At 70.0% G+C, this 26,796-nt stretch carries 21 protein-coding genes; 13 read left to right on the top strand and 8 right to left on the bottom strand.

Annotated elements, in window-relative coordinates:
* Positions 1–134: 134 nt before the first annotated feature.
* The 3 genes from EDF63_RS11205 (at position 135) to EDF63_RS11195 (ending at position 5,532) form a co-directional block, all read left to right on the top strand.
* Positions 135–1,265 (top strand): ROK family transcriptional regulator, encoded by a 1,131-nt coding sequence (locus tag EDF63_RS11205; protein ID WP_123313064.1) that lies wholly within the window; start codon positions 135–137, stop codon positions 1,263–1,265.
* A gap of 92 nt (positions 1,266–1,357) precedes the next feature.
* Complete coding sequence (locus EDF63_RS11200; RefSeq protein WP_123313063.1) at positions 1,358–3,373, top strand: beta-galactosidase; 2,016 nt, start codon at positions 1,358–1,360, stop codon at positions 3,371–3,373.
* Positions 3,370–5,532, top strand: a complete 2,163-nt coding sequence (locus EDF63_RS11195) for an alpha-galactosidase (protein WP_260233063.1) — start codon at positions 3,370–3,372, stop codon at positions 5,530–5,532. The genes EDF63_RS11200 and EDF63_RS11195 overlap by 4 nt, the downstream gene beginning before the upstream one ends.
* Before the next feature lie 63 nt (positions 5,533–5,595).
* On the opposite strand, the gene EDF63_RS11190 is transcribed toward EDF63_RS11195, so the two are convergent.
* Entirely contained in the window at positions 5,596–8,199 is a 2,604-nt protein-coding gene (locus EDF63_RS11190; protein WP_123313062.1) for a glycoside hydrolase family 2 protein, read from the bottom strand.
* A gap of 116 nt (positions 8,200–8,315) precedes the next feature.
* On the opposite strand from EDF63_RS11190, the gene EDF63_RS11185 reads away from it, so the two are divergent.
* The 6 genes from EDF63_RS11185 to EDF63_RS11160 are packed head-to-tail and all read left to right on the top strand — an operon-like array spanning position 8,316 to position 15,918.
* Positions 8,316–10,001: an ABC transporter substrate-binding protein gene (locus EDF63_RS11185; RefSeq protein ID WP_123313061.1), complete on the top strand. Its 1,686-nt coding sequence runs from the start codon at positions 8,316–8,318 to the stop codon at positions 9,999–10,001.
* A gap of 34 nt (positions 10,002–10,035) precedes the next feature.
* A complete protein-coding gene (locus EDF63_RS11180) occupies positions 10,036–11,025 on the top strand; it encodes an ABC transporter permease (protein ID WP_123313060.1) in 990 nt (329 codons plus the stop codon).
* Positions 11,026–11,037: 12 nt separating this feature from the next.
* Positions 11,038–12,060, top strand: coding sequence for an ABC transporter permease (locus EDF63_RS11175; RefSeq protein WP_123313059.1), 1,023 nt, complete (start codon positions 11,038–11,040; stop codon positions 12,058–12,060).
* Positions 12,057–12,929 carry an ABC transporter ATP-binding protein gene (locus tag EDF63_RS11170; protein WP_123313058.1) on the top strand — a complete coding sequence of 291 codons (873 nt, stop codon included), beginning with the start codon at positions 12,057–12,059 and terminating at the stop codon, positions 12,927–12,929. Before EDF63_RS11175 ends, EDF63_RS11170 begins: the two co-directional genes overlap by 4 nt.
* Complete coding sequence (locus tag EDF63_RS11165) at positions 12,926–13,819, top strand: ABC transporter ATP-binding protein (RefSeq protein ID WP_123313057.1); 894 nt, start codon at positions 12,926–12,928, stop codon at positions 13,817–13,819. Before EDF63_RS11170 ends, EDF63_RS11165 begins: the two co-directional genes overlap by 4 nt.
* Positions 13,816–15,918, top strand: coding sequence for a glycoside hydrolase family 36 protein (locus EDF63_RS11160; protein WP_185021389.1), 2,103 nt, complete (start codon positions 13,816–13,818; stop codon positions 15,916–15,918). Before EDF63_RS11165 ends, EDF63_RS11160 begins: the two co-directional genes overlap by 4 nt.
* 131 nt (positions 15,919–16,049) lie before the next feature.
* On the opposite strand, the gene EDF63_RS11155 is transcribed toward EDF63_RS11160, so the two are convergent.
* Genes EDF63_RS11155 through EDF63_RS11140 form a run of 4 tightly spaced genes read right to left on the bottom strand, consistent with a single transcriptional unit; the run spans position 16,050 to position 19,574 of the window.
* The gene (locus EDF63_RS11155; protein WP_123313055.1) at positions 16,050–16,676 is read right to left on the bottom strand and encodes a response regulator transcription factor; all 627 of its coding nucleotides are present in this window, start codon (positions 16,674–16,676) and stop codon (positions 16,050–16,052) included.
* A complete protein-coding gene (locus EDF63_RS11150; RefSeq protein WP_185021388.1) occupies positions 16,673–17,875 on the bottom strand; it encodes a sensor histidine kinase in 1,203 nt (400 codons plus the stop codon). Before EDF63_RS11150 ends, EDF63_RS11155 begins: the two co-directional genes overlap by 4 nt.
* Before the next feature lie 53 nt (positions 17,876–17,928).
* Positions 17,929–18,738 (bottom strand): ABC transporter permease, encoded by an 810-nt coding sequence (locus EDF63_RS11145; protein ID WP_123313053.1) that lies wholly within the window; start codon positions 18,736–18,738, stop codon positions 17,929–17,931.
* Positions 18,735–19,574, bottom strand: a complete 840-nt coding sequence (locus tag EDF63_RS11140) for an ABC transporter ATP-binding protein (RefSeq protein WP_123313052.1) — start codon at positions 19,572–19,574, stop codon at positions 18,735–18,737. Before EDF63_RS11140 ends, EDF63_RS11145 begins: the two co-directional genes overlap by 4 nt.
* A gap of 153 nt (positions 19,575–19,727) precedes the next feature.
* On the opposite strand from EDF63_RS11140, the gene EDF63_RS11135 reads away from it, so the two are divergent.
* The gene (locus EDF63_RS11135) at positions 19,728–21,785 is read left to right on the top strand and encodes a DUF262 domain-containing protein (protein ID WP_185021387.1); all 2,058 of its coding nucleotides are present in this window, start codon (positions 19,728–19,730) and stop codon (positions 21,783–21,785) included.
* A gap of 79 nt (positions 21,786–21,864) precedes the next feature.
* On the opposite strand, the gene EDF63_RS11130 is transcribed toward EDF63_RS11135, so the two are convergent.
* Positions 21,865–22,437, bottom strand: coding sequence for a hypothetical protein (locus EDF63_RS11130; RefSeq protein WP_123313050.1), 573 nt, complete (start codon positions 22,435–22,437; stop codon positions 21,865–21,867).
* A 139-nt stretch (positions 22,438–22,576) separates the two neighbouring features.
* Between EDF63_RS11130 and EDF63_RS11125 the strand changes: the two genes are divergently transcribed.
* Entirely contained in the window at positions 22,577–23,509 is a 933-nt protein-coding gene (locus tag EDF63_RS11125) for an NADP-dependent oxidoreductase (protein ID WP_123313049.1), read from the top strand.
* Positions 23,510–23,512: 3 nt separating this feature from the next.
* On the opposite strand, the gene EDF63_RS11120 is transcribed toward EDF63_RS11125, so the two are convergent.
* Positions 23,513–23,959, bottom strand: a complete 447-nt coding sequence (locus EDF63_RS11120) for a hypothetical protein (RefSeq protein WP_123313048.1) — start codon at positions 23,957–23,959, stop codon at positions 23,513–23,515.
* Between the two features lie 58 nt (positions 23,960–24,017).
* Entirely contained in the window at positions 24,018–24,521 is a 504-nt protein-coding gene (locus tag EDF63_RS18885) for an HNH endonuclease (RefSeq protein WP_221180549.1), read from the bottom strand.
* A gap of 185 nt (positions 24,522–24,706) precedes the next feature.
* Between EDF63_RS18885 and EDF63_RS11110 the strand changes: the two genes are divergently transcribed.
* Positions 24,707–25,027, top strand: coding sequence for a nucleotide pyrophosphohydrolase (locus EDF63_RS11110; RefSeq protein WP_123313047.1), 321 nt, complete (start codon positions 24,707–24,709; stop codon positions 25,025–25,027).
* The gene (locus tag EDF63_RS11105) at positions 25,014–26,726 is read left to right on the top strand and encodes a DUF2075 domain-containing protein (RefSeq protein ID WP_123313046.1); all 1,713 of its coding nucleotides are present in this window, start codon (positions 25,014–25,016) and stop codon (positions 26,724–26,726) included. Before EDF63_RS11110 ends, EDF63_RS11105 begins: the two co-directional genes overlap by 14 nt.
* The last annotated feature ends 70 nt before the right edge of the window (positions 26,727–26,796 follow it).

Below are 26,796 nucleotides of genomic sequence, written 5' to 3'. Positions count from 1 at the left end.
AAGGGGGACCTTGTGGGAGAGTAGGACGCCGCCGGACTTAACCTCAGTAACACCAGGGAACCCCTGACCAGCACTGGTCAGGGGTTTTCTGCGTTTCCGGGCAGGCCGTAGGATCAGCCGACGACGGAGGAACGATGACCGAAGCCTGGCCGGCACTGCCCGAGGGTTCCCGCTTGGCACTGCGGGAGATCCTCATCCACGGCACGCTTTCCCGCGCCGAGATCGCTCGGTCGCTCGGGCTGTCGCGGGCGAGCCTGACCAGGGCGATGCGCATCCTCGTGGCATACCGGTTGGTCGTCGAGGTCGGCACCGGTGTGCGGGGTGCCACGGGCCGGCCGTCGGAGCTGTTGCAGTCGAGCTCGGGGCAGTGGGAGTTCCTCGGTGTGAAGCTGACGCGTGAGCGCCTGTACGCCGCCGTCACCGACCTGGGCGGTCGCGTGCTCGCCCTGCACGAGGAAGCCGTCGCGTCCACGGTTCCGGAAACCCTGGCCGACCAGATCAGCGCGGTGCACGAGCGCCTACGGGCCGCACACCCCGCGATCTGTGCCGTCGGGGTCTCCCTGCCGGGTGACGTGCTCGTCCGGGGCGGAGAGGCCGTCGTGGCGTCGTCCCCGTTCCTCGGGTGGGCCGACGTCCCGTTCGCGCGGATGGTCCGGGAGCGCACCGGGTTGGCTGCCTTCACGGCGAACGACGTCCATGCCCTGACCGTCAAGGAGCACTGGTTCGGTGCGGGCGCCGGCCGTGGTTCGATGGCCCTCGTCACCGTGGGCGAGGGGCTCGGTCTGGGGCTCATCGTGAACGGGCAGGTGTCCACCGGCGAACACGGGCGTCTCGGCCGGATCGGGCACCTGCCGGTCCTCGGCGGGGGACCCGACTGCGGCATCGGGCACGCGGGGTGCGCCTCGAGCTTCCTGCCGAGCCCGGTGATCGTCCGCAACGCCGGGCGGGAGGGCTCGACGTACGAGCAGGTCGTCGAACTGGCGCGCACCGGCGACGAGCGGGCCGTATCCGCGTTCGAGGACGCCGGCCGAGCACTCGGTGTGGTCCTGGCGACGGCCGTCCACATCGCGGATCCCGCCGCCATCGTGCTGACCGGGGACGGACTGCCCGTGTACGACCTGGCGCGGTCGACGGTCGACGAGGCACTCCGGGCAGCCCTGGCTCCGTACCGGCAGCCGGTGACCGTCGAGGTGCAGCCGTTCGAGTTCTCGGAGTGGGCGCGCGCGGGTGCGGTCGTCGCGATCCGGCAGCTGCTCGAGACCTGACGTGGCGCGACTCGAGGTGCGTTAGTTACACACGTTGACAAACGTCGCCGGAGACGGGAGGCTGGTGCGGTCCACCCATCGAAGGAGATGCCGTGACCGCTGCCCCCACCGTCCCGTGGCCGACCGACGGCCTGTCGTTCGGCGGCGACTACAGCCCGGAACAATGGCCCCGTGCGGTCTGGCTCGAGGACGTCCGCTTGATGCGCGAGGCCGGGGTGAACCTGGTCACGATCGGGGTCTTCTCGTGGGCGCTGCTCGAGCGGTCGCCGGGGGAGTACACCTTCGACTGGCTCGACGACGTCATCGCCCTGCTGCACGAGAACGGCATCGCGGTGGACCTCGCGACGCCGACCGCCGCCCCGCCGAACTGGCTGCTGACCGCCCACCCCGAGGTCCTGCCGGTGGACGCCACGGAACGCCGCGAGCGGCCGGGTGGACGCCTCGGGTGGTGCGCCGCCTCGACGGTCTTCCGCGAGCACGCCCTGCGGATCGTCGGTGCCCTGGCCGAACGCTACGCACACCACCCGGCGGTGCGGCTCTGGCACGTGAGCAACGAGCTCGGCGGCGGGAACGGTCGCTGCTACTGCGAGGAGTCGGCAGCGGACTTCCGACGCTGGCTCGCCGCACGGTACGGGGACGTCGACGCCGCGAACGCCGCGTGGGGAACGGCGTTCTGGGGGCACACCTACACGTCCTTCGACGAGGTCTCACCGCCTCGAGGCGTCGGCGGCGCACCGAACCCCGGCCTCGCGCTGGACTTCGAGCGGTACTCCTCCGACGCCCTGCTCCGGCACTTCGACGCCGAGAAGGCCGTCATCGAGCAGTACTCGGACGTCCCCGTCACGACGAACTTCATGGTCGGAGCGGGATCGCAGGTCGTCGACTACGCCGAGTGGGCGAAGCACGTCGCGATCCCGGCCAACGACCACTACACGCTCGTCGACGACCCGCACCGCGAGCAGGACCTCGCCCTCGCCGCCGACCGGATGCGCGGCATCACCGCCGGCCGGACCCCCTGGCTGCTCATGGAGCACTCGACGGGCGGGCCGAGCTGGCAGCAGCGCAACCGGGCGAAGGAGCCGGGGGAGATCCTGCGGAACTCGCTCGTGCACGTCGCCCGCGGATCCGACGGCGCACTGTTCTTCCAGTGGCGGGCGTCGACCGCGGGGGCCGAGCAGTTCCACTCCGCGATGGTCCCGCACGCCGGCACCCGCACGCGCATCTGGCGGGAGGTCGTCGCGCTCGGGCGTGCACTCCGTGACCTCGCCCCGGTGCAGGGCAGTCGCGTCGAACCGGCGCGGGTCGCGATCGTCGTCGACGAGCCGTCCGGCTGGGCACTGCAGTCCGGGCTGAAGCCGCACCGAGCCCTGCGGTACTCGCGGGAGCTCCGTGCCTGGTACGCCGCGTTCCACGACCGGCAGGTGCTCACCGACGTCGTGCCCTCGGACGCCGACCTCGACGGGTACGACGTGATCGTCGTCCCGACGATGCTCGTCGTCGACGACGCCACCGCCGCGCGGATCGCCGCGGTGGTCGACCGTGGTGCGACCCTGATCGTCACCTACCTGTCCGGCGTGGCCGACGAGACCGCCCGCATCCGCGCCGGCGGCTACCCGGGCGCGTTCCGGCAGGTGCTCAGCGCCTGGAGCGAGGAGTTCACCCCGCTGCAGCGTGACGAGACCCGCACGCTCGACGACGGCGGGACGGTCACCGACTGGGCCGAGGCCGTGGTGGTCGACGACGCCGACGTCGTGCTCCGGTACACGGGCGGCCCGCTCGCGGACCGCGCAGCGGTCACCCGCCGCGCCGTCGGCGGCGGCGCCTGGTACGTGTCCGCGATGCTGCCTGCCCAGAGCACCCAGCGGCTCGTGGACCGGGTCATCGAGGAGCGCGCGCTCCCGCGGACGGTCGCCGCGCCTCCCGGCCTGGAGGCGGTGCGCCGCGTCCACGACGACGGTTCCGTCTTCCTGTTCCTCGTCAACCACCGCGCTGACGACGTCACGGTCACCGCGTCCGGTACGGACCTGCTCGACGGCTCCGGCCACGGTCCGGAGACCGTCGTCCCCGCGGGACGCGTCCGCGTCCTGCGCGAGGAGCGTGCGTCGTGACCGTCGTGGACCGCGACCCGGCGCCGGCGCACGCGCTGGACGGCCGGCGGGTGCACGTCCTGCGCGACGGCGGGGTGTCGCTCGTGCTCGCGACCGCCGACGAGGGACTGCCCGAGGTGCTGCACTGGGGCCGCGACGTCGGACCCGTCGCGGAGAGTGACGGTGACGACCTGCGGCTCGCGGTCGGACGGCCGCTCGGACCGAGCGCGCTCGACGCGGCCTGGCCGCTGACGGTGCTGCCGACCGAACGCGACGGGTGGGAGGGCCGACCGGGGATCGCGGGGCACGTCGACGGGCTGCCGCTCGTGCCGCGGTGGCGCGACGTCGAGGTGACCGCGGAGCCGGGCTCCCTGGTCGTCACCGCGGTGTCCGACGAACTGCTGCTGCGGAGTGCCTTCCGGCTCGACGGCGCGGGGGTGCTGCGCGTCGGGCACACCGTGACGAACGGGGCCGCGGTGCCCGTGCACCTGCAGGCGCTCGAGGCGACGCTGCCCGTCGACGAACGGGTCGGCGAGGTGCTCGACCTGGCCGGACGCTGGACCCGGGAGCGGACCCCGCAGCGTCGAGCCCTGACCGCCGGGAGCCACGCGCGGGAGAGCCGTCGTGGTCGCACCGGCCACGACGCCCCGACGCTGCTCGTGCTCGGGACGCCCGGGTTCTCGGACGCTTCCGGTGTGGTCTGGGGCGTGCACCTGGCCTGGAGTGCCGACTCGGTGCACCGGTACGACGTGCTCGCCGAAGCGCGACCGCTGCTCGGCGCCGGGGAACTCCTGCGCGCCGGCGAGGTCGTCCTCGGGCAGGGGGAGTCCTTCGCCGCGCCCGACGCCGTCTTCGTCTGGAGCGACGCCGGGCTGGACGGCCTGTCCGACCGGCTGCACGACTCGCTCCGCAGCCGCCCCGGCCACCCGAAGCGCCCGAGGCCCGTGGTGCTCAACACCTGGGAGGCCGTCTACTTCCGGCAGGAGCTCGCGCCCCTGGTGGCCCTGGCCGAGACCGCGGCGGACATCGGCGTCGAGCGGTTCGTGCTCGACGACGGCTGGTTCCTCGGACGGCGTTCGGACTCGACGTCGCTCGGCGACTGGCGCGTCGACCCGACGGTGTGGCCCGACGGCCTCGGGCCGCTGGTCGACCGGGTCCGCGGACTCGGCATGGAGTTCGGGCTGTGGTTCGAGCCCGAGATGGTGAGCCCGGTGTCCGAACTCGCGGCGGCGCACCCCGAGTGGCTGCTGCAGCGCCCCGAGGACGACGTCCGCACCTGGCGGAACCAGTACGTGCTCGACATGGCGAACCCGCTCGCGCGGGCGTACGTGCTCGAGGCGATGTCCGCCGTGATCGCGGCACACCACGTCGACTTCGTGAAGTGGGACCAGAACCGCGACATCGTGCACGCGGTGCACGCCGGACGCGCCGGCATCGACGGGCACACCCGCGGGGTCTGGGCGCTGATGGACGCCCTGCGCGCCCGGCACCCGTGGCTCGAGATCGAAGCGTGCGCGAGCGGGGGCGCCCGAGTGGACCTCGGCGTGCTGGAGCGCACCGACCGGGTGTGGCCGTCGGACTCCAACGACGCCTTCGAACGGCTGCCGATCCAGCGCTGGACCGAGGCGCTGCTGCCGCTCGAGCTGATCGGTTCGCACGTCGGCCCCGAGGTCTCGCACACCACCGGACGGCACCTGGACCTGGACTTCCGGATGGCGGTGTCGTTGTTCGGCTCCGCCGGCATCGAGACCGACGTCACCCGGCTGTCACCGTCGGAGCTCGACCGGTTGCGGGCGTGGACGACGCTGTACAAGCGGGAGCGCGGGCTGCTGCACACCGGGCGGCTGCGGCACCTGGAGCTCGGCGACCCCGGGCTCGTGGCGACCTCGGTGGTGGCCGTCGACCGGTCGCGGGCGCTGGTGCGGGTCGCACGGACCGAGACCGGGCCGCAGTCGCTGCCGGTGCCGTTGCGGATGCGGGGGCTCGACCGGGCTCGGCGCTACCGGCTGGCCCCGGTCGCGGGGCTGCGGGTGCCGCACGGGCTCGACATGGTGCCGCCGGCGTGGCTCGTTCGCGGGCACCTGGAGCTGTCGGGGGCGGTGCTCGAGGACGTCGGGGCGCGGCTGCCGTTGCTGGCCCCCGCAACCGCGATCGTGTTCGAGCTGACCGCCCTCGACTGACCCGCCCCCTGCCGAGCGGATCGCCCGCTCGCCGACAGCACGGTCGGCGAGCGGGCGCCCGCGTCAGGGGAGCAGCGAGCCCGCGTGGCGGAGGACGAGCGGGCCGACGAGTGCCTCGGGGTCGATGCCCGGCGCACCCGTCACCGTGAACGTCACCGACTCGCCGGCGAGCAGGGACACCAGGCCGTCGTCGACCCGAGCGGCCGGGTCCACGCGGTCCGGGAACAGCGAGACGTCCCGCGCGTAGGACGTCGCCGTCACCGTCACGACGGCCCCGTCGTCGGTCGCCGTGACCGACGTCGAGAGCGGCGACCGGGCGAGGACCTGGTCGACGACCTCGGCGAAGTCGAACACCGTGCGGGTCCCTGCCCCGGTGACGACCAGCACCTCGGAGCCGGCATCTCCGGGCACTGCGAGCGCAGCCGGCAGCGTGACCCGGTCGGCGTCGGCGGGCCCGGCGGTGAGCGGGAACGAGGACGACTCGAGCACGGTGCCGTCGAACGCGACGCGGGAGACCGTCACCGCTTCGGCGACCGATGCCCCGGACGCGTTCACGAGCACGACGTCGAGCCCACCCGCAGCACCGGCAGCACCGGACGCAGCGGGCTGCACGGTGAGCAGGACCGGCTGGTAGGCCTGTCGCACCGCGTACCAGACCGGCTTCCGGATGCCCGCGTGGTCGACGAGTGCCCAGGACACCACGGGCCAGTCGTCGTTGAGCTGCCAGACGATCATGCCGGTGTTGTCGGGCGTGCGGGACCGGAACCACTCCATGCCGAAGCGGATCGCGTGCGCCTGGTTGAGCTGCGCGGCCCAGTGCCAGTCCTCGATGCTCGTCGGTGTGGGCAGGTGCCCGCGCATGCCGTCGGCGAGCTTCTGGTTGCCCTGGTCGGCCTTCTGGTGCACGAGCATCTCGTGGCCGTCGGGGTCGAGCGGCTCGTCGTGGACGACCGCGGTCAGGGTCGACCACGCGGGCGGCCCCTGGAACCCGAACTCCGCCACGAACCGCGGGTTCCAGTCGGCGTAGGCGCGGTAGTCGAGCCGGTTCCAGACGTCCCAGATGTGCACGCTGCCGTTCCGCTCGTCGTTCGGCGTCAGGTACTCGTCGAACGAGAACGGGCTGCCCGGCGTGTACGGACGGGTCGGGTCGAGCTCGGCGACGATCGACGGCAGCAGCGAGCGGTAGTAGCCGTTGCCCCAGGTCCGGCCGACGAGCGACGGTCGCCACCCCCACTCGGCGTACGCGACGAGGTTCTCGTTGTTGCCGTTCCACACCACGAGCGACGGGTGCGGGCTGAGCCGGGTGACGGCTTCGCGGACCTCGGGCTCGACCTCGTCGGCGAGCCAGGGTTCCTCGGCGTAGGCGGCGCAGGCGAACAGGAAGTCCTGCCAGACGAGCACGCCGAGTTCGTCACACCGGTCGTACAGGTCGTCGGACTCGTAGATCCCGCCGCCCCAGATGCGGAGCAGGTTGACGTTCGCGTCGATCGCGTCGTCGATCCGGTCGGCGTAGCGCTCGGGCGTCATCTCGGTCAGGTACGCGTGGTCGGGGATCCAGTTCGCGCCGCGCACGATGACGGGCCGGTCGTTCACCCGGAGCAGGAACGGCGCTCCACCGGCGTCGGCCGCGGTGTCGAGCGTGACGGTGCGGAACCCGACGCGGCCGGTCCAGACGTCGTCGCCGACCTCGACCCGGACGTCGTACAACGGCTGGTCGCCCTCGCCGCGCGGCCACCAGACGGCGACCTCGGGCACCTCGAGCCGCACGACGGCGGACCCGGCCGTGCGGTCCGGACCGGTCACGACGGGGCGCGCGCCGACGACCCGGCCGGCGGTCTCCGCGTGGTCGGCGGTGCGGACGGGAGGCACGGTGTCGGCACCGGGGCGCGCTGCGGACGCGTGGTGCGGGGCCAGGGTGATCCGGGCCTCCAGTCCGGCACCGGCGTCACCGCCCGCGGACGCGACGGGCGCGCTGCCGATGGCCTGCGAGAAGGCGCCGGAGGAGCCGGCGAACTCGACGTCCACGTGCGCGGTGAGCACGCCGGTGGTGCCGTCGACGTCGACGAGCGGGCGGACGGCCGCGATGCGGGCGCCGCTCCACGACTCGATGCCGATCGACTTCCAGATGCCGCTCGTGGCGACGTCGATGCCCCAGTCCCAGCCGAAGTTCGACGCGTTCTTGCGCAGCGCGTTGTAGGGGTGGTGGTTGACGTGGGGGAGTTCGCCGCCGTGCAGGGCGGACAGCCGCTCGGCCGCGGGGACCGGGGCGTCGAAGGTGACGACGAGCTCGTTCGCGCCGGGGCGCAGCAGGTGCCCGACGGGGAACCGGTACGCGCGGTGCTGGTTCGCGGTGGTCGCGACGACGACGCCGTTCAGCTCGATCGTCGCGAGGGTGTCGAGACCGTCGGCGACCAGGTCGTGGCGGTCGTGCGTGCCCGTGCCCGACCACTCGAACGTGCGGCGGTACCGCCAGACCGTGTCGCCGATCCACTGGGTCGCGGCCTCGTTGTCGCCGTCGAACGGGTCGGGGATCCGACTCTCCCGCAGCAGGTCGGTGTGCACGCAGCCGGGGACGATCGCGGCGACCGGCTCCCGGTGCGCATCGGCCTGTGCCGGTCCGTGCACCGCCTCGACCGTCCACGTGCCGTCCAGGGTGGTCCGCTCCATTGCGTCTCCTCATCGTTACGGGGCCGTGACACGACCCCTTGACCGCCTTAGTTTACGCGTGTAACAATCACGCTCACAACGTGGATCCTGCGACGACGCAGACCGAGAGGACAACGATGTTCAACCCAACCCGTTCACGGCTCGCCATCGGCGCCGCCGTACTCCTCGCCGCCGGCCTCGCGCTGAGCGGCTGCAGCGCGAGCGGCAGCGCCAGCACGAAGGGCGACGCCGCCTCGACCCTGGTCGCCTACACCGGACAGTCCGGCGACTACCAGATCAACTTCAACCCGTGGTCGCCGTCCAACATCGGTGGCGTCGGCACGATCTACGAGTCGCTGTTCTTCATCACCAACGTCAACACGAAGGACCCGAAGCCGCTGCTCGGCAAGTCCTACGAGTGGAACACGGACGGCACCCAGCTCACCATCACGCTGCGCGACGGGGCGACCTGGAGCGACGGCGAGCCCTTCACCTCGAAGGACGTCGTCTTCACGCTCGACATGCTCACGAAGCAGAAGGCCCTGAACTCGATCGGCTACGACGGCACCGCGAAGGCCGACGGCGACGACAAGGTCGTCGTGACGTTCGACAAGCCGTCGTTCGTGCTCGGTCCGAACCTGCTCGGCAAGACCTGGATCGTGCCGGAGCACCTGTGGAAGGACATCGACCCGACCACCGACGTCGTGCGCGAGCCCGTCGGCACCGGTCCGTACACGCTCGGCACCTTCAAGGCGCAGGCCTTCACCCTCGAGGCGAACAAGAAGTACTGGGACGGCGCCCCGGCCGTGAAGACCATCCGCTACCTGTCGCTCTCCGGCAACACCGCCGGCGCCGACGCGCTCAAGCAGGGCTCGATCGACTGGCAGACCGGCCCGGTGCCGAACATGGACGACATCGCCGGCAACTACAACGGATACGACGGCATCACCGTCGGCCAGAACCAGATGGCGCTGCTGACCTGCGCGAACACGGACCTCGGCTGCGCCGGCCCGCAGACCGACCCGGCCGTCCGCCACGCCATCGCCGACGCCATCAACCGCAAGCAGCTCAACTCGCTGGCGTTCGAGAACACCGCGAGCGAGATCTCGCCGACCTTCGCGCTCACCACGACGCAGAAGGACACCATCTCGAAGGACATCGAGCCCGCCGTGATGCCGGAGACCGCCGACAAGGCCGCCGCCGCGTCGACGCTCGAGGACGCCGGGTGGAAGAAGGGCGCTGACGGCATCTACGCCAAGGACGGCAAGAAGCTGTCCCTGACCGTCGAGGTCGTCACCGGCTGGACCGACTACATCACCGCGATCGACACGATGACGCAGCAGCTCAAGGCCGCGGGCATCGAGCTCAAGGCGCAGCAGTCGTCGTGGAACGAGTGGACCGACAAGAAGACCAAGGGCAACTTCGAGCTCGCGATCGACTCGCTCGGCCAGGGCCCGACGGCGAACCCGTACTACCTGTACAACAACTACTTCACGACGGCGAACACCGCGAAGGTCGGTGAAGCGGCCCCGATGAACATCTCCCGGTACAGCAACCCCGACGTCGACAAGGCCATCGCGAAGCTCGCCACGATCGACCCCGAGGACACCGCCGCCACCCAGCCGGAGCTCGACACCATCCAGCAGCACATCGTCGAGGACCTGCCGTACATCCCCGTGATGACCGGCGGCACGACGAGCGAGTTCCACGCGGCGAAGTTCACCGGCTGGCCCACGAAGGACGACCTCTACGCCTTCCCGGCGGTCTGGGCGAGCCCGGACAACGCCGAGATCTTCAAGGCACTGAAGCCGGCGAAGGGCTGACCACGATGGGATCGCGACCGAGGAGCACTCGACGATGACCTACTTCCTGCGCAAGATCGGCTTCTACATCGTCGCGCTGTGGGCGGCACTGACGCTGAACTTCATCATCCCGCGGCTGCTGCCCGGGAACCCGGTGGACATCCTGCTCGCCAAGCTCCAGCAGCGCGGCGGGCAGGTGACCCCGGCGACACGGCAGGCGTACGAGCTGCTCCTCGGTGGCGATTCCTCGGAACCGTTGATCTCCCAGTACGGCCACTACCTGGTAAACGTGTTCCGCGGTGACCTGGGGGTGTCCGTCAGCTACTTCCCGGCGCCCGTCACCGAGGTCATCGCGAGCTCGCTGCCGTGGACGATCGCCCTGGTCGGGATCGCGACGATCCTCGCCGCGATCATCGGCGTCGGCCTCGGTGCCTTCGTCGGCTGGCGTCCGGGCACCTGGCTCGACTCGTTCGTGCCCGCCACCACCCTGCTCGCCGCGGTGCCGTACTTCTGGCTCGCGCTGATCCTGGTGTACTTCTTCGCCACCGGCATCCACCTGTTCCCGGCGCAGGGCGGCTACGACGTCATCCTGACCCCCGGGTTCAACTGGGACTTCATCGCCTCGGCGGTCCAGTACGGCGTGCTGCCCGCCGTGACGATCGTGCTCGCGTCCCTCGGTGGCTGGCTGCTCGGCATGCGCAACATGATGGTGTCGACGCTCTCCGAGGACTACATCACCACCGCCCAGGCCAAGGGGCTTTCCGACGGCAAGATCCTGCGGAACTACGCCGCCCGGAACGCCGTCCTGCCCTCGGTCGCCGGCTTCGCGATCTCCCTCGGGTTCATCGTGTCCGGCTCCGTCGTCACCGAGCAGGTGTTCTCGTACCCGGGCATCGGGTCGAAGCTGCTGTCCGCCGTGACGAACAACGACTACGCGCTCATGCAGGGGATCTTCCTGTTCATCACCCTGGCGGTCCTCGGCGCGAACCTCGTCGTCGACCTGCTGTACGGGCTCATCGACCCGCGGACGCGGGCGCGGAGCTAGGGAGGACACGCCATGACCAACATCCAGCAGGACACCGAACCCACCATCGGCGCACTCGCCGAAGAGGCCGACACCACCACGTCGATCGCCACCCGGCGGCAGACGAAGGGCGGCATCCGCCGTTTCCTACCGACCCTGACCCCGTGGCTCGTCACGGGCATCGCGCTCGTCGCCGGCGTCACGCTGTTCGGCGTCGTCGGGCCGCTGCTCGTCGGCGACCCGACCACCATCCGCGACTCCGGACTGCAGGGACCGAGCGGCTCGAACGTCCTGGGCACGACCCAGACCGGGCAGGACGTCCTCGCCCAGCTCGCCTACGCCACCCGCGGCAGCCTGCAGATCGGCCTTATCGTCGGCGTGCTCGCCACGGTGCTGTCCGCGTTCTTCGGGATCCTCGGCGCCTACCTGGGCGGGATCATGGACGAGGCGTTCTCGTTGTTCTCGAACGTGTTCCTCGTCATCCCCGGCCTGCCGCTCGTCATCGTGATCTCCGGCCTGGTGCCGCGCGAGGCCCGCGGGCTCTGGACCATCGCCGTCGTCCTCGCGATCACCTCGTGGGCCGGGTCCGCCCGGGTGCTGCGTGCGCAGACGATGTCGATCCGCAACCGCGACTACGTCTCCGCCGCGCGGGTCGCCGGCGAACGACCCTGGCGGGTCATCGCCGTCGAGATCCTGCCGAACCTGCTGCCCGTCCTGGCGTCGCAGTTCGTGTTCGCGGTGATCGCCGCGATCCTCGGGGAAGCGGGGCTGTCGTTCCTCGGCCTCGGGGCGTCGAACTCGTCGACGCTCGGCACCATGCTCTTCTACGCCCAGAACGGCTTCGCGCTGGCGAACGGTGCCTGGTGGTGGTTCGTGCCACCCGGCCTGCTCATCGCGCTGCTCGGCATGGGCCTGTCCCTGGTGAACTTCTCGATCGACGAGGTCATCAACCCGCGGCTCGCCAACGTGCGGGCGCAGCGACGGCGCGACCGTCGTGCGAAGCGCGCCGCCCGCGCCACGCGTTCCGCACGCACCACGAAGGAGTTCGTCCGATGAGTGCCGAAGCCGTGCTGACGATCGACCACCTCGACGTCGTCTACGAGACCGAACACCCCGTGCACGCCGTCAAGGACGTGTCGCTCACCCTGGCCCCCGGCGAGATCCTCGGGCTGGCGGGGGAGTCCGGCTGCGGCAAGACGACCCTGGCCTACGCGATCACCCGGCTGCACCGACCGCCGGCGAAGGTCGCCTCGGGCAGCATCACGTTCCACGACCGCGACGGCACCGACATCGACCTGCTCGGGCTGCCGCACGAACAGCTGCGGGCCGTGCGCTGGTCGAAGCTGTCGATGGTGTTCCAGGGCGCGATGAACGCCCTCAACCCGGTCACCACCATCCGGGCGCAGCTCGACGACGCCCTGAAGGAACACCGGCGCGACCTGTCCCGCAAGGAACGGCGGGCGATCGCCGAGGACGCGCTGAGCCGCGTCGGCGTCGACCCGTCCCGCATCACCGCGTACCCGCACGAGCTGTCCGGCGGAATGCGGCAGCGCGTGATGATCGCGATGGCGATGCTGCTCGAACCGCAGATCATGATCATGGACGAGCCCACCACCGCGCTCGACGTCGTGGTGCAGCGCGAGATCCTGCGCGAGATCGTCCGACTGCGCGACGAGCTCGGGTTCGCCGTCGTGTTCATCACGCACGACCTGCCGCTGCTGCTCGAGATCAGCGACCGGATCGCGATCATGCTGCGCGGCGAGGTCGTCGAGTGCGACCGCGCCTCGGTCATCCAGCACGACCCGAAGCACCCGTACACGCAGAAGCTGCTGCAGTCGTTCCCGAGCCTGTCGGGGGAGCGCGGCGCGTTCATCCGCTCCGGCGTCGACGACCACGCGGCCGCAGTCCACGAGGAGATCCGATGACCAGTGTGACCGTCAGCCACCTCGGCAAGGACTTTCACACCCGCAAGGGCCTGAAGCGGACCACCCTGCGCGCCGTCGACGACGTGTCGTTCGACCTGCTGCCGGGCCGGACCGTCGCGCTCGTGGGGGAGTCCGGCTCGGGCAAGTCGACCATCGCCCGCATGCTCGCCAAGCTCGAGAGCACCACACGAGGCTCCATCGACGTGCGGCTCGAGGACGGCACACCCGTCGTCGGCAGCATGTACCGCCGGCACGTGCAGATGGTGTTCCAGGACCCCTTCGCGTCGCTCAACCCGTTCCACTCGATCGAGCACCACATCGCCCGGCCGCTGCAGCTGCACCACCGGGCCCGAGGTGCCGACGAGACCGCCGAGAAGGTGCGGGAACTGCTCGGCCGCGTCAACCTCGACGAGGACTTCGCGAGCCGCCGACCGCACGAGCTCTCCGGCGGGCAGCGGCAGCGCGTCGCCATCGCCCGCGCACTCGCCCCGGGTGCCCAGGTGCTCATCGCCGACGAACCGGTGTCGATGCTCGACGTGTCGATCCGGCTCAGCGTGCTCAACCTGATGGGACGCCTGCAGCGCGAGGACCACCTCGCCGTGCTCTACATCACGCACGACCTGGCGACCGCACGCCACTTCTCCGACGAGATCCTGGTGCTGTACCGCGGCCGGGTCGTCGAACGCGGGCCCTCCGACGCCGTGATCCTCAACCCGCAGCACGACTACACCCGGCTGCTCGCCGAGGCCGCCCCCGACCCCGAGCGCATCGACCGCAAGGTGACCTCGGGCAGCGCCCTCGACCGCGCGAAGATCGACAACACCACCTGCTACGACCACGGCATCGGTGACTGGGTGACGAGTTCGCCCGCGCCGGTCGGCGCACGGTGAGCGGAGCCTTCGCCGACTGGGTCACGCCCGGGTTCTCGGCACGCTTCCGGATCGGCGACGACCAGCCCGCCGCACTCGTGTCCTTCGTGCCGGCCGGTGGAGCGCTCGCCGACGGACCCGACGACCCGCAGCCGTTGGTCGAGCTGACCACGATCGGACACGGGCGGTTCCCGGGCGGGTTCCGGCACGTGGACTCCACGATCGGGGCGCGACTGCGACCTGTGTCGTGGCGTGGGTCCGACGACGCGACCGATCCGTGGTTCCGGATCGTGCAGACGGACGCCGCCACGGGCCTCCAGGTCGAGTCGGTGTTCCGGGCGCGCGCCGACGTCGCGGCGTTCCAGACGTGGACCGAGGTTTCCGCCGACGACGGCGAGCACGTCGTGGACTTCGTGTCGTCGTTCGCGACCGGGGCGTTCCTGACGGACTCCGGGGTCGGCGTCGACGACCTGGCCCTCGTGCACGCGGACAACGACTGGGCGGCCGAGAGCCGGTGGCGGACCGATCCGCTGCGGTCGATCGGGCTGGCGCGCATCGACCGCGAGGCGCAGCACCACCCGCCCCGCAGCCGTGCCGTCGTGCAGAACCGGGGGTCGTGGTCGACCGGTGAGGCGCTGCCGATCGGGGTGCTGCAGGCGGACGGCGCTGTGCCGGCTCCGTACGCGCTCGTGTGGCAGATCGAGCACAACGGGCCGTGGCTGTACGAACTCGGCGAGACCCGGCGGCACGCGTACGTGCTGCTGAGCGGACCGACCGACCAGGAACACCAGTGGACGGCCGTCGTCGCTCCGGGGCAGCCGTTCGTTTCCGTTCCGGTGTCGGTGGGCATCGCCGGTTCGGTGGGTGGCGCGTTCGAGGTGCTCACGGCGCAGCGTCGGGCGTTCCGGCACGTGCGCGAGGCCGACCGTGCCCTGCCGCTCGTGTTCAACGACTACATGAACACGCTCATGGGCGACCCGACCACCGAGAAGCTGCTCCCGCTGATCGACGCCGCTGCCGACGCCGGAGCGGACCTGTTCTGCATCGACGCCGGCTGGTACGCCGAGGGGCACTGGTGGGACACCGTCGGAGCATGGGAGGAAGCAGCGTCGCGGTTCCCGACCGGGCTCGGGGCCGTCATCGACCACATCCGGTCGCGGGGCATGCAGGCCGGGCTGTGGCTCGAACCCGAGGTCATCGGCATCCACTCACCGCTGGCGATCTCGCTGCCGGAGGATGCCTTCGCGCACCACCACGGTGTGCGGGTCGCCGAGCACGGACGGCACCTGCTCGACCTCCGTTCGCCGGAGGCTCGGGCGCACCTGGACGCGGTCGTCGACCGGCTGGTCGGAGGGCTCGGGGTGACGTTCTTCAAGATGGACAACAACACCATGACGGGGCCGTTCGCCGGGATGCTCGACCACCAGCGGGCGCTGCTCGACTGGCTCGACGACGTTCAGGCCCGGTACCCGTCGCTGCTCATCGAGAACTGTGCCTCGGGAGCGATGCGCGCTGACTCCGCGATGCTGTCCCGGTTGCACATGCAGTCGACCTCGGACCAGCAGGACCCGGTGTTGTCCGCCACGATCACCGCGGCCGCTCCCGCCGCGATGCTGCCCGAGCAGGCCGGGAACTGGGCCTACCCGGCGCCGACGATGGACCCGGAGCTGTTCACGCTGTCGCTCGTGAACGGGGTGCTCGGGCGGATGTACCTGTCCGGCTACCTGAATTCGATGAGCACATCGCAGCGGGCGGTCGTGCGTTCTGCGATCGAGGCACACCGGGCCGTGCTGGCGGACGTCACCACGTCGATGCCGGTCTGGCCGCTCGGGTTGCCGGCGTGGGAGGACCCGTGGCTCGCCCTCGGGTTGCGGGCCACGTCAGGGGAGCTGTACTTGTCGGTCTGGGCGCTGCCCGGTGCCGGCTCGTCGGTGTCGATGCCGCTGTCGGGCTTCGCCGGGGAGGAGGTCGTCGTCGAGCCGCTGTTCCCGACGGTGCTCGGATCGTGGTCCGTCTCGTGGGAGGCATCGGCGGGCGTGCTCCACGTCGGTCACGGTGGCGCCACCCCGACGGCACGGGTGTTCCGCATCCGACCGGAGGAGGCGGGCGCGGAGCACTGAGCGGTGGTGACACCGGGTGGGGCGCGCCTCGATGGCAGCGGGGCGCGTCACATGGTGAGCAGGAATGGTCGGGTCGCGGTGACGCACCCGACCATTTCTGCTCACCAAGCGCGCGTCGGGAAGCGCGCGGGTCAGGGGAGCAGGCGGAGCTCCATCGCGCGGGTCACGGCACGGGTGCGGTCGTTCACGCCGAGCTTCTCGAACACGTGCCCGAGGTGCGTCTTCACCGTCGTCTCGCTCAGGAACAGGGCGCGGCCGATCGCCGGGTTCGAGTTGCCCTGGGCGACGAGCTGCAGGACCTCGAGTTCGCGCGGGGTCAGGGACGGGCCCGTCGGGATCCCACCGGTGGCGCGTCGGACGAGCGCAGCCGCAGCCGAGGGAGCAAGCGCGGTCTCGCCCCGCGCCGTCGCCCGCACCCCGGCGAGGATCTCGGACTCCGGGGCCGCCTTGAGCAGGTAGCCGGTGGCACCGGCCTCGATGGCCGCGAGGATCTGGTCGTCGGACTCGTACGTCGTCAGGATCAGGACGCGGACGTCTGGCTCCGCCGCGAGGATCTCCGCCGTCGCCGCATCACCGTCGAGCTCGGGCATCCGCAGGTCCATCAGCACGACGTCGGGGCGCTCCGCCAGCACGACGGACACCGCGGCACGGCCGTCGCTGGCCTGGCCCACCACGTCGATGTCGTCGGCGTCCTGCAGCAACGCGACGATGCCCGAGCGGACGATCGGGTGGTCGTCGGCGACCACGACGCGGATCACCGGGTCACCTCCGCCACGGGGTGACGAACGGCGGACGGGAGGCCCGGCGCGGCTCCGGTGGGCAGGGCCGCCTCGACGACGGTGCCCCGGCCCAGGGCGCTCGTGATCGTGCAGGTCCCGCCGGCGAGGGCGAGGCGCTCGCGGAGTCCGCGCAGGCCGTGCCCGGCCGTGGGCTGCTCGGGGTCGAACCCGGTGCCGTCGTCGGTGATCCGCAGCACGGTGTGCCCTTCGTCGGGGAACAGACGGACCTGCGCGGAGGCGGAGCCGGCGTGGGCGCGGACGTTGGAGAGGGCCTCTTGCGCGACGCGGAGCAGGACAACCTGCGCATCGCGGTCGAGTGCGCTGTCGGACGCGTCGACCGTGACGACTGCACTGGTCTCGCGGGTGTGTCGTTCGGCGAGGCGGTGGAGGGCGCCGGCGAGGCTGTCGCGGGTCATGCCGGCGGCACCGGCTGCGACGAGGGTGCGGGATTCCTCGAGGGCGGCGCGCGCGGATTCCTCGAGGACGGTGAGTCGTTCCTCGAGCGCATCGGAGCGGTCGTTCGCCAGGTCCCCGCGGGCACGTTCGGTGAGCATGACGATCCCGGCCAGGTTCTGCGCGACAGTGTCGTGGATCTCGCGGGCCAGGCGCTCCCGTTCGCTCGCGATGCCCGCCGTGCGGTTCGCGTCGGCGAGGGACTGCTGGGTGGCGCGGAGCTCCTCGACGAGCTGGCGGCGCTCCTCGGACAGGCCGGCGACGCTCGAGATCCACACGCCCATCGCACAGGCGCCGATGACGCTGATGCCCTCGATGAGCAGGGTGCTGACGAGGGCGTCCGGGCCCTCGGAGACCTGCAGGCCGATGCCGCTCGCGACGCCGACCGCGATGGACAGCAGGACCGCGGTGCGGACCCGCTCGGACTGCACCCACACGAGCGGGAACACGATGCACTGCACGAAGGCGGTGCTCGGCACGACGGCCGGCAGCACCAGGGCGGCGACGACGACGAGCGGCAGGAACGAGGCGGCGGCTCGAGAACTGTCGTAGCCGCGGTGCCCGTACGCGATGTACGCCACGACGAGGACCACCACAGCGAGGTACGCCGGCCAGCGGGTCGACCACGGGGACCAGCCGAGCGCGGTGATCACGGCGGTGAGGAGCATCGTGCCCGCGAAGAACACGTGCAACCACCGGTTGCGCACCCACGTCTCGCCGCTCATGACCACAGCATCCCATCGATGCAGCACCGCGGAGCGGTTCTCCACAGGCCCCATCAGGCGTCCTTGCGGTTCCAGCGGAAGGTGAGGGCGCAGGCCACCGTGCCCCCGACCAGCCACGCGACCAACACGAGCGTTCCGAGGGCGAGGTGCCACGCGCCTCCCGGCTCGGCGGACGCGAACGCGTCGGGCAGGAAGACGGACCGCATGCCGGACGCCATCCAGCGCAGGGGGAAGACGGACGCGACGTTCTGCAGCCAATCGGGCAGTTGCGTGAAGGGCAGGTAGACGCCGGAGATGAACTGCAGGACCAGGACGATGGGAACGATCGTGGCGGTGGCGCGGCGGCCCTCGCGGGGGAGCGCCGAGATCGCGATGCCGAGGACGCAGCTGGTCGCGATACCGAGGACCATCACACCCGCGAAGACGCCCCAGTTGCTCGCCGCGGTCGGCAGGTCGACGCCGAACACCAGGCTCGCGATGCCCAGCAGCAACGCCGTCTGGACGATGGTGGTGACGAGGACCATGCCGATCTTGCCGACGAAGTAGCTCAGGACCGGCAGCGGTGTGCCACCGAGGCGCTTCAACGTGCCGTCGCTGCGTTCGGTCGCGATGTCGACGCCCAGGGACTGCGTGCCGGAGAGCAGGATGCCCGTCGCGACCAGCCCGGGCAGGTAGTAGGTGGCGTAGTCGACGCTGATCGGTCGCCCGTTGCTGGCGACGGCGCGGATCGGGTCGGCGTCCGCGAACGCGACCGAGAAGAGCGCCAGCATGATGATCGGGAAGAGGAACGTGAAGAAGACGGCGTCGGGAGCGCGGAAGTAGGAGCGGATCTCGTACGAGATGCGGCTGGTCGCGGTGTTCACTGCTGGCCCACCATTCCGAGGTAGACGTCCTCGAGGGACGGGCGGATGACTTCGAGGTCGTGCATGGCCGTGGTGCTGCTGCGGACGAGTGCGGTCGGGTCGGTCGTCCGCTCGTCGTGCAGGTCGCCGGCGTCATCGCGCCAGCGGACTCGTGGTGTGCGGGCTGCGGTGCCGCCGATCTCGTCGATCGGGGCGATGTCGAGCAGCTTCCCGTCCGCGATCACCGCTGCACGGTCGGCGAGCTGGGCTGCTTCGTCGAGGTAGTGCGTGGTGAGCAGGATCGTCGTGCCCTCGGCCTGCACCTGGCGCAGGAGCTCCCAGAACTGGCGGCGGGCCTCGGGGTCGAAGCCCGTGGTCGGTTCGTCGAGGAACAGGACCTCGGGGCGGCCGATGATGCCGAGGGCGACGTCCACGCGGCGGCGCTGGCCACCGGAGAGTCGGGCGATGCGGGTGTTGCGCTGGGCGGTGAGCCCGACGGCCGCGATGAGGTCGTCGACGCTGCGGTGCTTCGGGTAGAGCGTCGCGAAGTGGTGCAGCTGCTCGGCGACGGTGACGTTCGGGGACTCGGCGCTGGTCTGCAGGACGATGCCGATGCGTGCGTTGTGGCTGCGGCTCGTCCGGGCGGGGTCGTGGCCGAGGACGCGGACCTCGCCGGCCGTGCGGGAGCGGTACCCCTCGAGGATCTCGACCGTCGTGGACTTGCCGGCGCCGTTCGGGCCGAGGAGGGCGAAGGTCTCGCCGGGCTGGATGACGAAGCTGACGTCATCGACGGCGACCTTGCCGGTGGCGTAGGTCTTGCTGAGGTGCTGGACCTCGATGGCGGGGGACTCGGGCATGGGTTCAGCCTGGCCGGTGGGGCGCCGCGGGGGATCGGTGGGGGCGGTGGTGCTGCATCCTCCGATCGGGGGATGCGGACGCAGCGACCGGTCATGCCGCATCGCCGATATGCGCGACTTCAGATTTCGACGGGGCTCTGCTTGGCTCGCCGGATGGACGTCCGTGAGACCACGCTGCAAGAGCTGTTCGGGGGACCGAAGCAGTACCTCGTCCCGCTCTACCAGCGGCCCTACGCGTGGGAGGCCCGCCAGCGTGAGCGGCTCTGGGCCGACGTGCTGGAACTCAGCGAGACCCGACGCACCGAGCCCGGTGCCACGCACTTCACCGGGTCGCTCGTGTTCTCGACCGGCACGATCGTCCCGAGCGGCATGGAGTTCCTCGTGGTCGACGGCCAGCAGCGGTTGACGACGCTCTCGATCCTGCTCTGCGCCCTGCGCGACACGTTCCGGGAGCGCCGTCCGGAGTCGCCCGTGCTCGCCGAGAGCATCCACGAGCAGTACGTCGCCGATCGCTTCAAGCCCGGCGACGCCCGGCTCAAGCTCCTGCCGACCCAGGCGGACCGTGACGCGTACCGAAGCGTGGTCGACGGCGGCGCCGACGTGCCGGACGAACCCGATGCGTCGGTGTCCGGCGTCCGCGACGCGTACACGTACTTCCGACGCGAGCTCGGCCGGGTCGACGACCTCGAACTGACCCGCGACGCCGTCCTCGGTGGCCTGGTCTTCGTCTCGATCACCGCGAAGGACGAGGACAACGTCTACCGGATCTTCGAGTCCCTCAACAACACGGGGATGCGGCTGACACAGGGCGACCTGGTGCGCAACGACCTGTTCATGCGACTCGGGCACCGAGGCGAATCGGCCTACTCGTCGTGGTGGCTCCCGATGCAGCGTCGGCTCAGCGTGAACGACCTCGAGCTGCTCTTCTGGTTGGACGCCGTGGCCGAGGAACCACTGCTGAAACAGGGCGACATCTACAGCTCGCAGCAGGCCCGCCTGGCGGCGATGGACGACGAACAGATCCTGGCCGAGATCGAACGGTTCAGCCGACTGTCCGAGCACCTCATGCGCATCCGGGACCCGTCGCAGGAGTCCGACCCGGCCGTCCGGAAGCACCTGCGGCACCTCGCCGAGTGGTCCTCCACCACGACCGTCCCGCTCACCCTGCGGCTGCTGTCCCGTCGCGCAGCCGGCACCAGTACCTCCGCCGAGGTCGCCGGGGCGCTCGCGACCCTCGAGGCGTACCTCGTCCGGCGCACCCTCGTCGGGCGGCCGGGGCAGGGACTCAACCGGATCATCCTGCAGGCATGCGGGGAACTCGACGACCGACCCGTCGACCAGGTGCTGCTCGACTACTTCTCCACCGGACGGAAGCACTTCGCGACCGACGAACAGGTGCGCGAAGCGATCCGGACACAGCCGTTCTACCTGCGCGGGCTCCGCAACCAGCAGAAGCTCATCCTGAAGTGGGTGCAGGAGGAGCTGAACCCCAACGAACCGATCGACGTCGAGCGGTCCACCATCGAGCACGTCCTGCCGCAGACGCTGACCCCGGACTGGCGGGCAGCGCTCGCCGCAGACCGCGACGGGGAGCCTGTCGACGCCGTGCACGAACGGCTCGTCCACTCGCTCGGCAACCTGACGCTCACCGGGTACAACGCGACGCTCGGCAACCGCCCGTTCCCCGAGAAGCAGGAGGAGTACCGGCAGAGCAGCTTCACCGCGCTCAACCGACTGGTGCTCGATGCACCGGTGTGGGGTCGGACGCAGATCCTGGCGCGGAGCGAGTGGTTCGCCGACCGCATCACCCGCCAGTGGACCGGCCCGAACGTGCGCGCACGGGCGATCGGCGGCCGCCGGGACTGGTCGGTCGTGCACCGGGCGATCGCGGCCATCCCGGCTGGGCGCTGGACCTCGTACGGCGACCTCGCGGCCCTCATCGGCACGCACCCCGCTGCGGTGGGCGCGCACCTGGCGGGGACCCACATCCACGGGACGCACCGGGTCCTGCAGGGGAGTGGCACCGTGGCACCGGGGTTCCGTTGGCCCGACCCGTCGGACGACCGAGATCCGCGGGCCGTCCTGGAAGCCGAGGGACTCGTCTTCTCGGCGAGCGGCGTCGCACGCGCTCGGGATCGGCTGTCTACCGCTGCGCTCGCGGCGCGGATCGGCCTCATCGACGGCTTCGTCGTCGGCCTCGTCGACGGGTGACCGGTGGTGTTCTCGTCCCGGGGTGGTGACGGTTCTGGTTCGTGATCGTCGGGGATCGTGAACCGGAACCGTCACCGTCTCAGTACTGCGGCCGGATCCAGTCCGTCGGTTGCACGAAGCGGGCGCGGGGCAGGACCTCGTCCGGCTCGGCGGTCCGCACGCTCGTGATGATCGTGGCCTCGCCGTACTCGTACGATCGGCGGGCGATGCCGTCGCGCTCGTCGATCACCAGCGTCGAGCGGAACGCCGGGTCCTCGCCGTGCTCGAAGGTCACCAGGATCGAGTGTTGGCCGATGTGCTGGACCAGGATCGGGTGGACGTCGTCCGTGGCGCGGCCCCACCGGAGCATCAGGTCGGGGACGGCCATCCGGACGAGGGGAGACGAGACCATGCTCCGGGCGAACGACACCTCGATCGGGCCGTCGTCGGGCTCGTGCAGCACGCCGTCGCGGTAGGAGACCGGTTTGGCGCGCTGGCGGACCAAGGTCCAGGTCTGCGCGGCCTCGTCGACGTCGACGCGGAACTGCGAGTACTTCTGCCGGGACTCCTGGTGGATGCCCTCGAGGACGTACCGGGCGGGTCGGCGGAGCGCGGCGAGCTCCTCGGCGATCGCTGGGCCGTCGGGCCGGGTGAGGAGTTCGTCGAAACGCACGCTGTCAGCATGGCGCACCACGCGCAGTGGACGTCACCCCGTGACGGACTGGAGGCCCGTGGCGGGCTGGCACGGTGCCTCCCGTCCGATGGTGGGTCGCGTCAGGTTGCGTCAAGCAATGTCCGCGTAGACCGGGAGGATGCAGGTCGTCGGAGTCGAACAATTCGGAGGGCCGGAGGCCCTCGCCGTCCACGAGGTGCCGGAGCCGCACGCCGGTGCGGGGTCCGTGCGGATCCGGGTGCAGGCGTTCGCCGTGAACCCGACCGACACGGGGGTGCGTGCCGGTCAGCGGGACAGCTCGCAGGCCTCGCCGCCGTACGTGCCCGGGATGGACGCCGCAGGGGTCATCGACGAGGTCGGGCCCGACGTCACCGGGTGGGAGGTCGGCGACGAGGTCATGGCGATCGCGCTGCCGCTCACCGCCCACGGTGGTGCGTACGTGCAGGAGCTCGTCGCACCGGTGGGGTCGTTCACGCGGATCCCTCGTGGGACGTCTCTTCCGCTCGCCTCCACGGTGCCGATGAACGGGCTGACGGCGTTGCAGATCCTGTCGCACACCTCGCTCGCGCCCGGGCAGACGCTCGCCGTCACCGGGGCCGCTGGGCTGCTCGGGAACTACGTGGTGCAGCTGGCGAAGGCCGCCGGGCTGACCGTGATCGCGGATGCTGCTCCGGCGGACGAAGCAGTCGTGCGGTCGCTCGGACCGGACCACATCGTGCCTCGCGGTGATGGGTTTGCTGCCGCTGTCCGTGAGCTCGTGCCGGACGGGGTCGATGCGCTCGCCGATGCTGCGGTGCAGCGTGGGGTCGTCGTCGATGCTGTTCGAGACGGGGGAGTGTTCTTCGACGTGCGTGGGTGGCAGGGCAACGGGGCTCGGGGGATCGAGTTCGTGCAGGTGATGGTGTTCTCGGAGTACCGGTCGTTCGACAAGCTCGAGCATCTGCGGCACGCGGTGGAGAGTGGGACGTTGACGCCGCGGGTGGCGGAGGTGCTGCCGGCTGCGCGGGCTGGGGAGGCGCATGAGCGGTTGGAGGCTGGGGGGACGCGGGGGCGGTTCGTGCTGACGTGGTGACCCTCACTTCGCGCGGGACCTGAGCGAGTCCTCGAAGGCTTCCTTCCACGTCGTGGCGCAGCGGTGCCGGGTCGACTGCCACACGTAGACGGCGAGTCCGCCGAGTGTGAGAATCCCGACGATGACGGCCTCGACAACCCCGAAGTGCATAGTCCCGCTGTCGGGATTCGGTCCCTTGGTGAGGGTGACAATGAGGTTCACCGTGAAGCTCAACGCAGCCACCGCCAGAGCGAACATGCCGAGGATGGCCGCGGGTGCCGTTGCAGCATCGGCCCGTACCTTGCTCAGGACCCGGAGCGCCATCTCGGGGTCGTCTGGCGCCGTGTCACCGAAGGCGGTCACAACGCTGAGTCTCGGTGAACGCCCCCAGCGGTAGAGGCGCTTGAACTCCGCCTCGTCGAACACGAACCGCTGGGGTTCATTCTGCTTCTTCTTTTGCTGACGTCGCATGGGTGCCTGTTCTGTCCATCTGATCCGGTACTGAAGTCCCGTGGTGCTCCCCGGGTCTTCAGCCCAGCGCAACGCCCTTCCTGCGGTTGCATGGTCCGCAGAGCACTTGCAGGTTCTCCGGCTCGTTGCTGCCACCACGGGAGAACGGGATCACGTGGTCGAACTGGAGCTCCGACGTCGTCCCGCACCAGTTGCAGCGGCCACCGTCGCGGGCCCACACCAGCTCTTGGACGTCACGGGGAACTACTCCGCGACGGCGTTGCAGGGGCTCGGCCGGACTGTTCGCGATCGTGTGCGCACGCGCGATCGTGGCGGCTTGTCGGCGGTCTCGGGTCTCGAGCAGCGCGAAGACCTGCTCAGGCAGCAAGCTGTCGTTGTCCCAGAACCAACGGCCCCGGAACCACCAGTACTGGCGTTCCTTCACACGGCCGACCTTGACCGGCGTGCGATCAGATGAAGCGAAGGCCCCGCTGAGCTCGTCCTTCCGGAGCTTCGCGCCCACGTAGTAGGTCGAACGTCCGACGGTCAGTTCGACCCGGCCCCTGCGCGTGAACAAGTTCACGCGGTGCCTCATCGACACGTTTTCGGCTCTGCGTAGCACTGAGTGTTCCCTCGCATCATGGCTGTTTTCGGCGTCCATCTTCGCGTGACGCGACCAGTCCGGACAGCACCCATTCGGGTGGGAGCCACGTTTCCGCGCCCTCGTCGCTCGTCTGCGAGACACCAACGGCCTGCTACCGTGCCGACATGACGGATGAGGGGTTGCGCGTGGAGATTCGCGCGTTCGTTGAAGAGCGAGACTGGGCGCAGTTCCACTCACCGGACAACCTGGCGAAGAGCATCTCGATCGAGGCCGGGGAGCTGCTCGAGTGTTTCCAGTGGGCCCCGGATGCCGACGTCGATCGAGTCCGTTCGGAACTCGCCGACGTCCTGACCTACTGCCATCTCCTCGCCGATCGACTCGGCTTCGATCCCGCGGAGATCATCCGCGAGAAACTCGCCGTCACCCGGGACAAGTACCCGGTCGAGCAGGCCCGAGGACGAAGCACGAAGTATGACCAGCTTTGACATCGCGCAGCTCCCGTTCAACGATCGGCACCTGCGGCTGTGGCGCGAAGAGGACCCTCGGTTCCTGAACTGGCCGGTCGTCTACATCCTCGACGACGGCAAGCGTGTGTACGTCGGCGAGACGCTCAATACTGCTTCTCGTATGCGGCAGCACCTCGACTCCGCGGAACGTCGGTCGTTGAAGGCAGTGCGCCTTGTGCTCGACAGCACCTTCAACAAGTCGGTGTGTCTGGACCTGGAGTCGCAACTCATCGGCCTGTTCGCTGGGGACGACAAGTACACGGTCCTGAACAGCAACAAGGGCGTCGTCAACGCGGACTACTACGACCGCGCGCGGTACCGAGAGACCTTCGAGGAGATCTTCGAAGCGCTGCGCAAGCAGAAGCTCTTCACACGCAGCATCGCCGAGATCGAGAACAGCGAGCTGTTCAAGCTCTCGCCGTTCAAAGCGCTCAACCGTGATCAGGCCGTCGTGATGGAGGACATCCTCGAGGGGCTGTTCGACGACTTCCTGGCCGGCTCCGGCAGCACCATCGTCGTGCAGGGCGACCCGGGCACGGGCAAGACGATCGTCGCCGTCTACTTGCTCAAGCTTCTCCGGGACATCGCGAACGGCGTCGGGGTCGACGAGGTGGACGGTGACTCGATGTTCTCGGGCTACTTCACCGAGGACAACCGTGACCTGCTGGCTGACTTTCGTGTCGGTCTCGTCGTGCCGCAGCAGGCACTCCGCTCCTCTTTGAAGAGGGTGTTCCGCAAGACCCCTGGCCTCGAGAAGGCGATGGTGCTCACTCCCTTCGAAGTCGGGAGGAGCACTGAGAAGTGGGACCTGCTGGTCGTTGACGAGTCGCACCGACTGAACCACCGCGCGAACCAGGCATCGGGACCGCAGAACAAGAGCTTCGGCGAGATCAATCAGCAGCTCTTCGGCGCCGACGCTGATCACTTCACGCAGGTCGACTGGATTCGCGACCGGAGCAAACACCAGATCTTCCTGATCGACTCGGAACAGAGTGTCCGACCTGCGGACCTACCGCAGGAACTGCAGAAGGACCTCGTGAACGCGGCGAGGCAGCATGACCGTCACTACCGGCTCTTCACGCAGATGCGCGTCCAGGGCGGAGCCGACTACGTGTCCTACGTGCGCGCGATCATGCGGGGGGAGTCGCCAGAACCGATGACCTTCGGCGACTACGAGTTCCGCATGTTCGACGATCTGGGTGAGATGCACGATGCCATCCGGGCACGCGAGGAGGAAGTGGGTCTCTCACGGCTCGTCGCTGGCTACGCCTGGAAGTGGAAGAGCAAGCACGACAAGAGCGCCATCGACATCGAGATCGACGGTCGCGAGTTCCAGTGGAACCAGACACAGACTGACTGGATCACCTCACCGGGTGCCGTCGACCAAGTCGGCTCCATCCACACTGTGCAGGGGTACGACCTGAACTACGTAGGGGTCATCATCGGCCCTGACATGCGGTTCGACCCGGTATCGAAGGAGATGGTGTTCGACCGGTCGAACTACTTCGACAAGAAGGGCATGGAGAACAATCCGCGGCTCGGGATCTCGTACTCAGACAGCGACCTCCGACGTTTCGTGAGCAACATCTACTCGGTGCTTCTCACGCGCGGTGTCCGAGGAACGTACGTCTACGTGGCCGACACAGCGTTGCGCCGTCGGCTCGCGCAGTTTCTCTGAGCGCTCTGTAACGACGTGGGATCTGGCTTCGAGGAGAAGCCACTCCGTGGGACTCGAGTGACGTGTTTGC

Origin of the sequence: Curtobacterium sp. JUb34, from assembly GCF_003755065.1 — a bacterium.
GTDB lineage: Bacteria > Actinomycetota > Actinomycetes > Actinomycetales > Microbacteriaceae > Curtobacterium.
This window is presented reverse-complemented; position numbering and strand designations above follow the sequence as displayed.